This is a genomic window from Sphingobacterium puteale (genome assembly GCF_003627955.1).
Lineage (GTDB): Bacteria > Bacteroidota > Bacteroidia > Sphingobacteriales > Sphingobacteriaceae > Sphingobacterium > Sphingobacterium puteale.
Map to the genome: position 1 here is coordinate 232,661 of NZ_RBWS01000007.1, position 15,440 is coordinate 248,100.

Annotated in this window: 14 protein-coding genes; 11 read left to right on the forward strand and 3 right to left on the reverse strand. The window is 36.9% G+C overall.

Annotated elements, in window-relative coordinates; translation table 11 throughout:
- Positions 1 to 304 precede the first annotated feature (304 nt).
- Positions 305 to 700, forward strand: a complete 396-nt coding sequence (locus D7322_RS10140) for a hypothetical protein (protein WP_121123828.1) — start codon at positions 305 to 307, stop codon at positions 698 to 700.
- A 356-nt stretch (positions 701 to 1,056) separates the two neighbouring features.
- On the opposite strand, the gene D7322_RS10145 is transcribed toward D7322_RS10140, so the two are convergent.
- On the reverse strand, positions 1,057 to 1,353 hold the full coding sequence (locus D7322_RS10145) for a hypothetical protein (RefSeq protein WP_147430363.1): 297 nt from the start codon (positions 1,351 to 1,353) through the stop codon (positions 1,057 to 1,059).
- Between the two features lie 354 nt (positions 1,354 to 1,707).
- Between D7322_RS10145 and D7322_RS10150 the strand changes: the two genes are divergently transcribed.
- Complete coding sequence (locus D7322_RS10150; protein ID WP_147430365.1) at positions 1,708 to 2,730, forward strand: alpha/beta hydrolase; 1,023 nt, start codon at positions 1,708 to 1,710, stop codon at positions 2,728 to 2,730.
- Between the two features lie 157 nt (positions 2,731 to 2,887).
- On the opposite strand, the gene D7322_RS10155 is transcribed toward D7322_RS10150, so the two are convergent.
- Positions 2,888 to 4,591 carry an Eco57I restriction-modification methylase domain-containing protein gene (locus D7322_RS10155; protein WP_183078661.1) on the reverse strand — a complete coding sequence of 568 codons (1,704 nt, stop codon included), beginning with the start codon at positions 4,589 to 4,591 and terminating at the stop codon, positions 2,888 to 2,890.
- 99 nt (positions 4,592 to 4,690) lie between these two features.
- On the opposite strand from D7322_RS10155, the gene D7322_RS29090 reads away from it, so the two are divergent.
- The 4 genes from D7322_RS29090 (at position 4,691) to D7322_RS10170 (ending at position 7,096) form a co-directional block, all read left to right on the forward strand.
- Positions 4,691 to 4,822, forward strand: coding sequence for a hypothetical protein (locus D7322_RS29090; RefSeq protein WP_262707634.1), 132 nt, complete (start codon positions 4,691 to 4,693; stop codon positions 4,820 to 4,822).
- A 197-nt stretch (positions 4,823 to 5,019) separates the two neighbouring features.
- Complete coding sequence (locus D7322_RS10160) at positions 5,020 to 5,553, forward strand: GNAT family N-acetyltransferase (protein WP_121123837.1); 534 nt, start codon at positions 5,020 to 5,022, stop codon at positions 5,551 to 5,553.
- Between the two features lie 253 nt (positions 5,554 to 5,806).
- Positions 5,807 to 6,337, forward strand: coding sequence for an NADPH-dependent FMN reductase (locus D7322_RS10165; protein WP_121123839.1), 531 nt, complete (start codon positions 5,807 to 5,809; stop codon positions 6,335 to 6,337).
- 15 nt (positions 6,338 to 6,352) lie between these two features.
- Positions 6,353 to 7,096 carry a hypothetical protein gene (locus D7322_RS10170; protein ID WP_121123841.1) on the forward strand — a complete coding sequence of 248 codons (744 nt, stop codon included), beginning with the start codon at positions 6,353 to 6,355 and terminating at the stop codon, positions 7,094 to 7,096.
- Between the two features lie 44 nt (positions 7,097 to 7,140).
- On the opposite strand, the gene D7322_RS10175 is transcribed toward D7322_RS10170, so the two are convergent.
- On the reverse strand, positions 7,141 to 7,476 hold the full coding sequence (locus tag D7322_RS10175) for a winged helix-turn-helix transcriptional regulator (protein WP_183078662.1): 336 nt from the start codon (positions 7,474 to 7,476) through the stop codon (positions 7,141 to 7,143).
- A 111-nt stretch (positions 7,477 to 7,587) separates the two neighbouring features.
- On the opposite strand from D7322_RS10175, the gene D7322_RS10180 reads away from it, so the two are divergent.
- The 5 genes from D7322_RS10180 to D7322_RS10200 all read left to right on the forward strand — a co-directional run bounded on the left by D7322_RS10180 (position 7,588) and on the right by D7322_RS10200 (position 15,423).
- A complete protein-coding gene (locus D7322_RS10180) occupies positions 7,588 to 8,652 on the forward strand; it encodes an NADH:flavin oxidoreductase (RefSeq protein WP_121123843.1) in 1,065 nt (354 codons plus the stop codon).
- Between the two features lie 231 nt (positions 8,653 to 8,883).
- Entirely contained in the window at positions 8,884 to 9,546 is a 663-nt protein-coding gene (locus D7322_RS10185) for an alpha/beta hydrolase (protein ID WP_121123845.1), read from the forward strand.
- A 275-nt stretch (positions 9,547 to 9,821) separates the two neighbouring features.
- On the forward strand, positions 9,822 to 10,409 hold the full coding sequence (locus D7322_RS10190) for an RNA polymerase sigma factor (RefSeq protein WP_121123847.1): 588 nt from the start codon (positions 9,822 to 9,824) through the stop codon (positions 10,407 to 10,409).
- 98 nt (positions 10,410 to 10,507) lie between these two features.
- Positions 10,508 to 11,650: a FecR family protein gene (locus D7322_RS10195; RefSeq protein ID WP_121123849.1), complete on the forward strand. Its 1,143-nt coding sequence runs from the start codon at positions 10,508 to 10,510 to the stop codon at positions 11,648 to 11,650.
- Positions 11,651 to 11,904: 254 nt separating this feature from the next.
- Complete coding sequence (locus D7322_RS10200; RefSeq protein WP_183078663.1) at positions 11,905 to 15,423, forward strand: SusC/RagA family TonB-linked outer membrane protein; 3,519 nt, start codon at positions 11,905 to 11,907, stop codon at positions 15,421 to 15,423.
- Positions 15,424 to 15,440: the final 17 nt, after the last annotated feature.

A 15,440-nucleotide genomic window follows, 5' to 3' on the forward strand; every position in this document is an offset into this window, starting at 1 on the left:
ATAACAAAATTGAATAAATTACTCACAAAACTATACCAATATAATAAATAATATCGAAATTATAAAACAAAAGAACATACAAACGATAATATTTATTAAATAATTAATAAAACCATAACATTCTTCCGAGCCAAGATTTAGGAATAAACCGTTAATAATTGTTATTTTAGATCAGCATTCGTTGCTTGTGAAGGTTCAAACAACCAATAACCTACATTTCATTGCCGTGTTATCATATTTTTAGGTAAAAAAAAGATAATTTATAATAAAATTTTGAGATATTGTAATATAATGAATTCAAATAATGAAACAACAATTCAACAACCATGGCGTAGCCAAAGTACAATTTCGAATCTTGGCGCTGCCAGAAAGTTTATTAGCAATTGAAACAAATGCTATTCGTCGAAATTTTCTATCTTGGATGGAAGCAAATTTCGCACTGACTACAAGTCAAAAATTTCAATTGATGACCATGCCCGATGATCTACAGAACACCTTAAGTCAAGCTATTGCCAATAGCTATGAACTCGGAAAGGCCGTTCAATTTTTCAAAGAGACGACTTCTAAAGACGATCAGCCCGATTTGAAGGACATCGTGATCAATGGTGCCGAAACAATGGCGGACCTAAACAGCACTAGTAGAACAGCAGCTTTCGTGGGCCAACTGGCGATCAATATTCGCTATAAAGTAAACATGTAATTTATCCAAGATAATATTATACCACAATGGACTAGCCTTACAAGTACCTTTAACATCTATATCCCGTTTACGTTCAATCCCTTAACAGAAAATAAACGGGATATTGTATCCAAAGTTTTCCAGATAATAATTCCTGTCGATATAAAAAGGCTATGCAACATAATCAGCAAAAAATTCTAATACGCTATTTTTTCTGTCCACAGCAATTAGACGTCTCGTGTCTTGTAAGTGAACCATTGCATATGAACTACCCAATATCATATGCACTGCACTAATATTGCCCGAAGCCTTGTCCGTTTGTCAAAGGAGCCAATTATCGCAGATCCAACAGCATACCCCATCCACAATAAACTATATTAGATCTGCAATTGCAGGCGGATCCAGTTTAAGACGAAAAGTAAAATAAATGCAGTTAGCATATACACTTCTATTTTATTTACTTTGGCCGGTCCAAATTTCCAGACGCAGATACGATCGATAATAAGCAACAGCAGGATTGGAATCAATCCGAATATCCCAATGTATATCGCCATTAATTTATCGGGAGCAGAGTGTCCAGTAGCCAAAATTGTAACCGTGACGGCAACACCGATAAACCCCAATATCCCAAGGATCAAGAAAAGAGTACCTTTTGTTTTTAAGAATTTTATCATTACCTGTTGTTTATCACCAGCTATTTCTAACACATCATGCGGAGACAATTGGCTTCTCCCCCCTGTTTTCCAAATTTACACATCCCGATGTGCTAAAAAATCAAAAACAAGCCCCCGAAAGCCGGGGGCGAGTGGCTCAAAGCCGGTTCATTTTTCTAGTTCGCTAGGGAATGTTCCGAGCCTCGCAGCCAAAGATAGTAGCTAAGGTAGTTAATTTAAATCATAGTATTATGCTCAGACTTCAATTTAGGCTCAGATCCTATAGATCCTATACATATAGATCAGTTCTTGAAAAAATATCTATATTTAAAGACCGGACATATGGCAGTTCGGCTAATCTATTTTAAACAAAAGATGAAATTTAAAATTTTAATATTATTTATATTTATCCAATATCGATGCCCTGCTCAACAAAAACAAGTAGTCAACAATGAAGTAACAGCTTATAGCCTACAAACGAAAAGGGATACGATTGATTTTATTGTTGTTGACAAAGCGCCACGTGAAAAGAAACCAATATTTCTATGGTGTCAAGGTTCGTTGCCGGTCCCGCTTTATATGAATTTTGAAAATTATGGTCTATGGCTGCATGGAGGGGGCATCGCAAACTTTGACTACGAAAAAATTAAGAAACATTACCATCTCGTCGTAATATCAATGCCCGAAACCCCTTTGATTGTTGACGAGGCTAACCTGAATAACGAAAAATGGTATTATGGCGACTCACCTAATAAAAACATTCCCAGTGTCGCTTTCCAAAAGGCCAATTATTATCAAAACTATATAACTAGGGCAATCAAAGTCATCAAATTTTTGAGGAAGCAAAAATGGGTAGATAACGCTAAGCTTGTCGTTGCTGGTCATTCCCAAGGGTCAAAAATAGCGACCGGTATTGCTGTAAATTATAAACATGTAACCAAGTTAGGTCTCTTTGCTGCAAACCCGCTCGGCAGAATAGACCAAAGCATAAGGAAACTGAGAAAAGAAGCAGAGCAAGGAAAAATATCTTGGGAATTAGCAGATAAACAAATTGAGGAACAGTATGAATATTTTAAGGCTGCCAATGATCCCGAAAAAATAGCAAAGGATCCAAGCCTGTTGGCCTGGAACACATTATCAGATCCGATAATAACAGACTGGCTGTCCTTTAACAAACCTATCTACCTCGCATATGGTACAAATGACATAACAAGTGATTTTTGTGACCTGATACCATTATACTTTATAAGGCAAAAAAAGAATAACCTCACTTACAAAAGATACTTTAATCTTGAACATAATTTTTTTGAAGTTAACGGTCAAAACGAACCCGATCATACCAAACCACATTGGACAGAAGTCATGGACAATTTTCTCCAATGGACATTAGTACCTTAAAACATGATAAGTTGAACACACCACGCGAAAAATAAGAAAGTAGAGAAACCAAAAGCTATAGGCGCAATTTTCCACTTCTATTTTGAAAGGTCTGCAAATAAATAAGATCAAGATAAAAACTCCCAAAAAAAGCAACTCTTGGAGGCGCTGGTCTTCGTTAAAAGAAATCCCGACAAAGTCCATATGCCTCATTAATTAATTTGTTCAGTTTATTTTCCAGATCGGATTTATCCAAGGTTTCCGTATTATTCAGTTGTTTAACAAGGGCCACTACAGCTTGAAAGTTTGCACTGGAGAATCTAGGAAGAGGGTAGTTTTCAATATATTGAGAAAAATAACGCTTTCTTCCCGCATAAAGTTTATTGTTATACATCAGTGAATGATAATAATTCATTAATCTGGAGTTACAGACGCCCTGAATGAATAAAAGGATATCAAGATCTTTCTCGTTTGTCGCTGCCATCCAATAGCAGTTTCCGTTCACCAACTTACCACTGGAGTCAAAACAAAATCGGGGCTCTATACTAATATCCGGAAATACAACTTTGGGGAGTTTCCAGAGAGCCGGGTTTTGGGGAACCCAGATTTCATACCAGCCGCGGCCAGATTTTAGCACATAGTGCCTGTTATTTAGTACTTCAAAATTACTGAGCAAATATTCTTTTGTCCTCGGATAATCCTCCAGATTTATTCGATTACATTTGCCCTTGTTATCAAAATGAGGATATAGTATTCTTAAATCCGTTTCAGGCGTCCCCCACGCTTTAATGTTCTCCTGTGATATCAAATCATACATTAATTCTGCCTCGGGCTCAATGATATCATAAGCACCCCAATCTTTACGAATAAAGACCTTATCGGCGGTTGTCTTGACGCCTATTTTTACTTTAAAATGATCTCTTACTCTGGAAAAACAAGCCGCCTCGATTTTGCGCACAAATTCCTCTTCCCTCAAATCGAGCAAAATCCAGTTGCTTTTATTGGATGAATCAAATTTTACAGCACCGGATGTACATACATAGGAATTCTCATTATGTTTAAAATTGCCAACATAGTTATTTTTCAATGCCTCATAAATCGACATTTTTTTACCTTCTAGCCTTGTTTTTTTATTAAAGTCTTGATAAATTTTAAAGAACTGACAGCTTTCCGTGCTATCGGTACGTGTTTTTCTTCCTATAAATATAGCCGGCAATACTGCAGCATCGAATAATTTTGTATCGCCCAGATCTATGATTTCCAATATCTCATAATTCTCCCTCAGAAACTCCCGGATACTTTCCCCACTTTTTGTATTCAAATATTTGTTTGATGTAATAACACCCAAAATCCCACCCTCCTTTAAAGCAAATGTCATTGCCTTAACAAAAGGAAAGTACAAATCCACTTTCCCTTTAAGTCCATACTTTTTGGATATCCGCTGAGCATAGGCTGCGCCTAATAGCTGGGTTCTAACGTAAGGCGGATTGGCAATAATGATATCAGCACATTGATTCATATCCATGGAAATACCATTAGACGTTCCAAAACGGGTATCATCAAAGGAAATACTTTCCAGGAAGTCAGCATACTGAACCAGGTATCTCGATTCGCCAAAGTGGCTTTCAAGCCTTGTCTCTGCCTTACGCAAGTAATTATAATTGATATCAACGCCCCTCAACTCAAAGGTTATTTTTTTCGAGACCAATTCCTTTCCAATGCTAAGTAATAAGGCTCCATCCCCACAAGAAGGATCTAATACCCTGACCGAATCTTTAGTATTGTATTTTAGTATTTTTTCCGCCAAAAAATCAGCAAGCAATACAGGGGTAAATGTTGCTCCATTTTTCTTGATATTTAGATTATCTTTTATAGTATTCATAAATATGCTCAAAGTTATCAAATTACACTCTACTCGCCCCATCATCTGAGAAAATTCGTTCAGATGATTTTTGTTATCTTCGACCATTAAATACTATAAATGGACAATCACATCATTGATAAGGTCGCATCAATTCACATTGCCAATAAGAAGATCTTAAGTAGGCAGTCAAAGATCAAGACAAACTTTATTTCCCATGTGGAAAAAGAGAACATGGTAAAACTGATTTAATATGTCCAGGAGAAAAATCCGTGAGGAGTTAAATGTAGATATCATCGCGCATAGTATAGCTAAACTAAAACACGACCTCAATTGTTCTTTTATTTAATTTGTAATGTTGTGAGTAACCAGAAAATACCATTTAATTCTTTTTCAAATACAAAATCTTCTTAATCTATTATTTACAACCGTTTTATAATATCAAAAGGATGAACAACTTTCCAAGAATAGAAACTGAAAGACTTATTCTCGACAAAATAACAATGGAAGATATTCCACAGATTGTATTATATCTCCAGGATAAAGTATTTTCCGATTATACGTCGAATATCCCATACCCGTACCGGAAGGAAGATGCTGAGTTTTGGCTGAAACTATCAGCCGAAAGCTTTCAAAACCGTAAAGGAATCACCTTTGCAATTCGAGAAAAAAAAGGAAAATTGCTCGGTGCCATAGGGCTTCACGATGAAGGCTCGGATAAAGCCGAATTAGGTTACTGGATAGGCATTCCAAACTGGAATAAAGGCTATGTCACTGAAGCTGCGAAAGCTGTAATTGACTACGGGTTCAGCGAACTGAATTTCAACAAAATATTTGCGACTTATTTCCCTCATAACCCAGCTTCAGGAAAAGTTCTAGGCAAGATAGGAATGAAAAAAGAGGCGGTATTAAAACAACACTTAAAAAAAGATGGTAAATATTATGATATCCCAATGTATTCAATTTTTAAAGAAGACAGATAAGATTAACGTGCCAGAAAAACAACATTCTAATTTCCATACGCTATCAGCAATAATCATAATTTGCTTCATTCCCGCTGTAGAATAAGCTATTCAAGAGGATAAAATAGACCTATGACGCTAGTCCATTTTTTAAAGGGGACATCGACCTTTTGTTGGATTGTCGAATACACTATGAGCGAGTAATGAAATAACGAATTATCTTATTGAAAAATTCGGTAAATTTAGACTATAGACAACCATAATAAAATATAACATGAAAATATTTGCCTTTGCTGGAAGCAATTCCTCTACGTCGATCAATAAACAATTGGTCAAGTTTGTTCTGAAAAGTTTTGTTAACCATGAAATCAACCTAATTGATCTAAACGATTATAACATGCCTGTTTTTTCTGTCGATTTGGAAAAAAATGGTTTTCCGGAAGAAGCACATCATTTTTTGGATAATATCACCAAAAGCGATATTATTATCTGTTCGTTGGCGGAAAACAACCGTTCCTATAGCGCTGCTTTTAAGAATGTTTTTGACTGGGCTTCCCGAATAAATGTCAAGGTGTTTCAAGACAAACCCATGTTACTAATGACCACTTCCCCTGGTGGTTATGGCGGTGGAAATGTGATGTCCGAGGCACAAAAATTCTTTCCACAATTTGGTGCTATCATCAAAGAAACCTTTTCCCTGCCAAAATTCTATGAGAATTTTGATCCGAACAATGGTGTCATTAACCCAGAACTCTTAACGGCACTTAACCTAAAAATAGAAAATTTTAAGAAACAACTCGTGTAGCAAAATTTCTATTATATGTTAAGATTGCCCCATAGGATTTGTCTCCTTGCCTTATCTATAGCACCATTTTTTCTAAATGCACAAACCAAGGAAGCTGGTCTTCTTCTTCCTACTGTAGACACTTTACGTTATACGAGCAATTATTGTTGCATTCTATCCCCCAAAAACGGATTTAAACTATACGATACGCCAAATGGAAAAGTAATCGGAAAATTAAAGATGGAAATCAGGGAAGATGACAATCAATCACCATATTTCATTTATTTCGTAACAGCCGATGACAAAAAGAAGCTTACGACGGAAAATTTCAAATTAATCGGCAATGAAGTTTACGCTATTCCATTTTATGAAAAGCTGGACGGTTTCATTCGTGTTCTAACAAAAATGGGAAATTATTGGATTTCGGTTAAAGAGCTAGACAATATGAGCTTTTCAGCGAAGCCATGGATTAATTTTCTATTGGAAGAAAATGAAAAAGTACTTGGTTATTATGCCAAAGCCCCCGGACTTCGAATCAGAAAAGAACCCAATACCTCAAGCGATATTATTGAAGCCATTCGAGGGGATCTATTTGAAATCAAACTATCCAATCAAATAAAGGGGCAATGGTGTAAGGTCAGGGTGACAAAATATAGAGAACATCCTTGTGAAACCGACCTTGATGACAAAGACAATATTGAACGCATCATCCAAGGTTGGCTAAAAATTATCGATGATGAAGGTAATTCAAACCTCTGGTATTATGCTAAAGGATGTTGATGGCTAAACAAAGCGATTTGATGAGAAATCAAATTGATTTGCTATCACATGGAAATTCCGTCTGCATAATATTCCTCATTCCATTTCGCCAACTGGCACATGATTGGAATAAGTGCCTTCCCTTTTTGAGTCAGCGTGTATTCTACCCGAGGAGGTAACTCTTTAAATTCTTCTCTCAAAATAATGCCATCTTCCTCCAATTCTTTTAACGAGGATGTCAGCACTTTTCGAGAAATATTTTCGATCAATGCATCGAGTTGTCCAAATCGGGCTTTCCGATCTCTTAGCGTGTATATAATAATGGGCTTCCATCTTGTTCCCAAAATTCCCATGGAGCGTTGCATTGCGCATGGACAATTTTTAAAATCAGTTCTTTTCATTGTCAAAACATTTGATAGTTACACAAAGGTAACTACTTTACACTATTAATAGTTACAAAAATACACTATTTAAAATATCTTTGTAAAGAAATTCGTATATGATATAAAAAAATGAGCATACAAACACTTTTCAGTTCATTCCAATACAAAAATCTTGTATTAAAAAACCGTTTCGTCATGGCCCCCATGACACGAGCATTTTCTGTTGATGGAATCCCTGGAGATGCCGTTACAGGTTACTATGAACGACGGGCAGCCGGAGACGTTGGTTTGATTCTAACCGAGGGAACCGTCATCGAGCGGCCCGCATCAAAAAACTTAAAGGACATTCCAAATTTCCATGGCGACCAAGCATTAAAGGGCTGGAAAAACATTGTCGAGGCTGTCCACGCAAAAGGAGGTAAAATAGCTCCTCAACTATGGCATGTAGGGTATACACCGATGCAGTGGACGCCGCCGGCAGCTTTTGAAAGTCCCGACACAATGACTTTGGCCGATATAGAAAATACTATTCAAGCGTATGCTGATGCAGCAAAATCTGCGAAAGAGCTAGGTTTCGATGCTTTTGAAATACATGCTGCTCATGGTTACTTGATTGATCAATTCTTTTGGGAGGAGATGAACCACAGATCAGATGAATTCGGTGGGAAAACGATAAAAGAGCGTTCCAGATTTGCTGTCGAAGTAGTAAAAGCAATGCGAAAAGCTGTTGGACCCGATTTTGTAATTATCATCAGACTATCACAATGGAAACAGCAAGATTACGCTGCGAAATTAGCCCCTACCCCAAAGCTGATGGAAGACTGGATCTTACCATTAGTCGACGCGGGCATAGATATTTTTCATGGAAGTCAACGACGCTATTGGGAGCCAGAATTTGAGGGTAGTGATTTAAATTTCGCCGGATGGCTAAAAAAAGTCTCCGGTCAACCGACAATAACGGTGGGTTCAGTAGGACTTGATAAAGATTTTGGCGAGGTATTTACAAATTCAGAATTTAAGTCATCTCCAGCTTCACTGGATGAATTAGTACGTCGATATGAAAGAGGGGACTTTGATTTGGTTGCAGTAGGTCGTGCGATCTTACAAGATCCAAATTGGGTAAAGAAAGTTCAAGCAGAACAATTCGAAGACTTATCTGTCTTTGAGGCCAAAAGCTTAGCAACTTTGTCTTAGCCAGATCAATGATCTAAGTACGCTAGTAATTCTTATTAACGGTTATATGATAAAAATCCGTAAAAGAAGAGCCTTCACTTTTATGGATAAAACAAGATATCCATTCCTGTTTGGGTATCTTGTTTTTTTAAAATAAATCATGTGAACTTCCCCTTGCCCAATATTTTTCTGATTTTGGATATCGACACATTATTAATAAATTGTAGTCAAAATACATTTAAGCCTTTCATCATGTCCGATACCCATATTTATATACTTAGTGGATTAGGTGTTGACCGAAGAGTATTCTATAAAATAAATTTTAAGGGCCTAAATGTGACATACCTCGATTGGATCGCCCCGATTCCAACAGAATCAATTTCATGCTATGCACGACGATTATCCGCTAAAATTACGACAGAAAGCCCCGTTCTTATTGGATTATCTTTCGGAGGAATGGTTGCTATGGAAATCGCTACAATTATTGATGTAAAACAAGTTATTTTACTCGCATCTGCAAAAGAAGATAACGAACTACCTAAACTTTATAAGCTTATTGGAACACTTAGACTCCATAAATTTATTCCTACTTCAGTTCTAAAATCACATCATATTTTATCAAATTATTTCTTTGGTATAAGCTTAAAAGAAGATAAAATGATGCTTAAACAAATACTACAAGAGACCGATGCTAAATTTCTGTCTTGGGCGATCAGCCAAATCGTAAATTGGAAAAACAAGACTATCCCCAACAACTTGATCCATATCCATGGCAGCAAAGACCGCATTATCCCCATTAGAAATGTACTCCCCACTTTTATCATTCAAAGAGCTGGTCATTTTATGACAATCACTCATGCAAAAGAAATTGAAACACTCATACAGAACATATTACTAAAATATCTAAAGCACTAATAGCTATATCTAATCAGTGAAGATCTATCAGCTGAACAACTGCGATAAGGAAGTTTAATGACTAACTTTGGATAAATATTAGAAACAAAAACAGGTTAATTTTCCTCCATTTGATGGTAGCTTATATTTTCAGGTTATCTTTCAACGAATGAAAATTATCAGCACCAATTATTTTAATATCAGGGGAAAAAATTATATATCCCCTTCTATCATCCAAAATCTTTTCTTATCCTTTCATTTATGTCCAAAATTCATTTAATTTGTTTTACCAGCACATGGAAGACATATCAGACGAATCCAAATTATTCTCAGCTTTTCTAAGAAAAGATGAAAAAGCTTTTGAATTCCTATTTCATAGGTTTTATTCGCCCTTATGCCTATATGCGATCAAGTTCGATATAGAAAAAGAAAGTGCGGAGGAGCTTGTCCAGGATGTTCTTTTAAAAATTTGGTCAACAGACTTTCATTTTGATTCTTACGACAAGCTAAAGTCATTTCTTTATCTGAGCACAAAAAATGCAGCTATCAATTACCTGGACAAGCGAAAAAGACGCTTGACTAATTATGATAATTATGCCAATCAAATAAACAACATTGTTGAAGACGATAGCAGGTGGATCATTTATGCAGAAACATTACAGCTCATCAAAAATGCTTTGGAAAAACTGCCTACTCAATGTGCTGCCGTTATGAAATTGAATATTTTGGATGGGCTTGACACTAAAGAAATTGCACAAAAATTAAATATAACAAGCAGCACTGTTTACTCGCAGAAAACAAAAGGTTTGGCTTTGCTAAAACAGCTGTTAGACAATGGCGATTATCTTCTGGTACTATTATTAATAGATACTTTTAAAAAATAAAAACACTAACAATCAATCAATTATAAATAAAACAAAAAAACAAATAGCAATTCTAGCTTCGAATTCTGTTATAATCATAAATACTAACCAAAGAATTTATGGAGCTGAGCCCCTTCGAAGTAAGTGAATTGATATCTGCAAAAAAGCTTGGAATCTTATCTGATGAAGGTGAGACAAAACTGGATCATTGGCGGTCCTCCTCAGCACAGCATGAAGAATTATTTCAAAGCTTGGTTTCAAATAATACCTACGAACAAGATGTCGATTGGGCTTTTTCTTTACCAGTTCATGAGGTTATTGAAAAAGCAAAAAATAAGATCACATTTGAAAGACCTAACCGCTTTCATCTTATTATTAAAAAATATGGGGTCGCAATTGCTGCCTGTGCAATTGGCACGCTCTTTATCTTCCTTTGGTATCTTCAATTCAATCATACCTCGCTGCGTATTGTTCCGGGCAGTTTTCGCGCTTCCATTCAACTTGAAGACGGTAAATCAATACAACTACCCGTCGAAAAAAAATATTTCAATATTTCCGAAGACTTAAAAAAAATCACGTCAAATAATCCTTTAAAACAGGAAAAAAAACTAATTATAAGTACTCCAAAAGGAGGTCAATATCAGATATTGCTTCCTGATGGCAGTGCAGTTAGGTTAAACGCGGCTTCTACGTTGATATTTCCGGAGGAATTTGATCCTAAACAAAGGACGGTAAAACTTACTGGTGAGGCTTTTTTTGAAATCAGCAAAATTAAAAATAGAGATGGTACTGCTGTTCCATTTTTCGTACAATGTAATGAGCAGGAAATCCAGGTGCTGGGCACGAAATTTAATGTGAGCAGCTATAGTGAAGACAAATCCACGGTCACAACGCTAATGGAGGGATCCGTAAAAATCAATTATAATAGTACGGTCAAAAAAGAAGCTATCATTTTAAAACCAAATGAACAGGCTATATCGACACTTGGTCAAAATACTTACAAACGCGAAGTAGATAATCAATCCGATATTGCCTGGACCAAAGACCAGTTTGAGTTTGTCGCGGAGCCCTTGGAAAGCGTCATGGTTAAACTTGCACGGTGGTATGATTTCGATTTTGAATTTATAGATCAAAAACTAAAGAAAGTAAAAATTGAAGGAATTATTCCACGTTATGCCAGTGCTGAAGATTTATTTAAGTTATTATCAAAAGCCAGTAATGCCAATTTTATTGTAGAAAAATCAAAAGTTAAAATAAACTAACACTATTAATCTAATATTACTAAAGAAAGGAGAACACACCCGTAAATTTATGTCAAATCGATTAAGGAGACGCGCCAACGCCCCCTTAATTAAAGTTAAAGGATCGTAAACTACCATTATTTAAAATCAATTAACCGTAACAAATGTATCATTTTTTTACCAAAAAAGATGTTGGAGGCTTCTTTTGTCTAGTCCCAACAGATGAACAAAGTACAGGTGAAAAATCTGTATCGCGTATATTTACCAATGCGCTTATGAAAATATCTTTATCATCACTATTACTTTTAGGGATGATGGGGGTCCAGGCCAGTACCATGGCACAACGAGTCAATATCAATAAAAAAAATGTTAGTCTGCGAAAGATACTGCAAGAAATTAACATTCAGACGGGTTACCATTATCTATGGGCAGCACCAAATATTGATCCATTGACCTGTACCTCTGTCTCATTTAACAATCTCCCTTTACAAGAGGCCTTAAAAATCCTTGAAAAGAATACGCCTATCTTTTTTGAACTGGAGAAAGATATGATCATGGTGAAACCCCGTCAGCCTGAAATTGGCAGTATTCAATTAAAAGAAACGATTCTACTACTTAACCTTAAAAACCAGTCCAAAATAAGGGGAAAAGTTGTTGACGAAAATGGCAATGTACTTGTTGGGGCCAACGTCATGGTACAAGGAAGAAAAAAAGGTACCGTCACCGACGGTAATGGAGAATTCACTTTAGATAATTCTTCCATAGGAACAAATATCATCATATCTTATATAGGATATGAAAGCATTACCATCCCAGTCACAAACAATCTCGGAGTTATCACATTGGCATTAAAAACAGGGACCTTAAATGAGGCGACAGTAGAAGTCAATACGGGATATCAAAAACTCCCCAAAGATCGTGTCACTGGATCTTTCAGTTATGTTAGTGGTGAAAAACTGGAAAAAAAACTAGCTACGGATCTCAAAAGTGCTCTTGAAGGGCAGACAACGGGATTAACTATAGATAAGGCCGGCAAAATAGAAATTAGAGGCGTCTCGACCTTTAATGCACAAAAAACACCTTTGATTGTCATTGACGGTTATCCCGTCGAAACAACAATAGATGATATCAATCCAATGAATATAGCGAGCATAACCGTACTAAAAGATGGTGTGGCCGCATCAATCTATGGCTCTAGGGCAGCTAATGGGGTCATTGTTGTTACTACAAAGTCCGGACAAAACAGTGAACCTAAAATAAGCTACTCAGGCTTTGTAAATATTATTCAGAAACCACAGTTAAAGTATCTGAATAAAGCGACAACATCAGACTATATTGACGCAGAGATAGATCTTTTCAACCTTAATCCAAATGGCCCCTCAACGATGGATCCATATAATATGAGTCGGGTAACCTATCTATTGATGCAAGAGCGTGAAGGAAAGATTAGCCACCAAGATGCAATGGCCGAGATCGATGGACTTCGTAGTATCAATGCTTTAAATCAAATTCAAGATCTGTTTTTCAGAAATAAAGTAACCCATCAGCATAACATCAATATCGCCGGCGGATCGCCTAAAAGCAGTTATAATTTTTCCGTCAACTATCAACAGACCAAGGATAATCTCATTAACAATGATTCAAAACGATTAATTACCGATTTTAAAAACGAATGGCAGCTTTTCCCATTCCTAACCGCTGGAGCAGCCGCCAATTTCACGTATAATAAAGGCAATAGTACTTCATTTACATATTCTACCATTTACGGTCCGGAATTGGTAGGTGACAATTATCAGTCTTTAGCTGGTTTTTCAGGAGGATCAATGATTATGCCGTATACCAATCTATTGGATGACAATGGCAATCCAGCAGCAATATGGGGTATCAGTCAATATAAGGTAAATACCTACAAAAACACCCCCGGCATGAAGTCCTGGGATTATGTTCCTTTAGAAGACATGGGGAAAATGCCCAGTTACAGCAATAGCTATAATTTTAGGATGAGCGGATTTCTAAGAGCCAATATCGTTGAAGGACTTACAGCAGAAGTCGGAGGTAACTGGGTCAAAGGAACGGCTAATGTTAAAAATATCCAACGAGCAGACTCCTATAATGCTCGTATCGCCTATAACGATGGCACCTCCAAATCAAATCCCGCTAATCACTATATTCCTGACGGAAGCATCTTGGACGAATTCAAAAATATCAATGAAACCTGGACGCTTCGAACACAGCTCAATTATAGCAAAAACTTCTCCGATAACAAACATCTGTTACACGCCTTGGTCGGAAACGAAATCAGAAAAATCACCTCCGACAATAATAGATTGGCTACCCGAGCTGGCTATAATGAAAATGCAGGTTCATTTATCCCTGTCAACATCAAAGATTTTACTGCTGGCATTTACAACGCAGATATGCTCTTCCCTAACGGAAGTGTATCGCTGACCGATGGTTTACTAACTTATGGAGACAATCGTTTTGTATCCTGGTATGCCAATGGATCATACGAATATGACAATAGATTTATCCTAAGCGGAAGTATGCGGCTGGACCTCACCAATTTCTTTGGTACAGATAAGAAATACCGCTACAAACCAATGTGGTCGCTCGGAGGAACTTATAAATTAAGTAATGAGAAATGGTGGGATAAAGCTGTTTTCAGTAAACTTAATATCAGAGGTTCTTATGGTATCAATGGAAATATTTCCCTGAGAAATGGTCCGTTTTTGATTTTGAGCGTAGGCAACTACAGTCCTACAACGGGTGGAGTTTCCTATGGAATCTCCTCGCCTCCCAATAAGCAATTGCGTTGGGAAAAAACGAAGATTGCCAATGTAGGAATAGACTTCGGTTTATTAAACAATGCGATAGAAGGTAGCTTTGATTATTACAACAAGAACAGTTCTGATCTCTTGGCTGCAGACGCCGCGGATCCGACACTAGGTTTTAGCTCGCTAACAAAAAATGTAGGGAAAATGACCAATCACGGATTTGAGCTTGGACTCAATGTCCACGCCATCAAAAACAGTAAATTTAGCTGGGATATTTTGCCCAATATCTCCTTTAACGCAAACAAAGTAAAACACTACAATGTAAACCGTCCGTACACAGGAAGTTACACTACTGCCGGAGGAATCATGGTAGCGGGCTATCCTTCAGACGGTTTGTGGGGGTATCGTTTTGCAGGTCTTAATGAACTTGGTCAAACACAAGTTTATACCAGAGACAATCAGGTTGTATTGGCAAGCAATGCTGAAGTTACCGACTTGGTCTATCAGGGAACTTTTAGGCCGAAATGGGATCTTGCTTTAACAAATCGCTTCAGCTATCAAAATTGGGACCTATCTTTTATGTTTATAGCAAAGCTAGGGCATAAATATAGAAAGGATACGTTTAGTGGATCCAATTATCAAAACCGACACGTAGCCGAAAGATGGCGAAAACCTGGAGACGAAAAAAACACAATATATCCCGTTCTGGAAGAATGGAATATGGATATGTTCTCCTTCCCTTTTGCGGATGTGAATGTAGGTAATGCCAGTTATGCCAAATTAAGGGACATCACGCTTTCCTATAATCTCGAGAAACTAAGCAAAAGAATTGGTCTTACCAACGCAAGGATATTTGTACAGGGCAGAAACCTATTTCGTATCACAGCTAAAGGTGTGGACGTAGATCCCGAAACTACAGAATTCAATGTAAGTGGTGGTACGGGAGCAGGAACAGATCAAGGATTTACTTCACTGCCTCTACCACGCGAGATATTTATTGGTTTACGATTCGGACTCTAACTTAAAAATTAATTGAG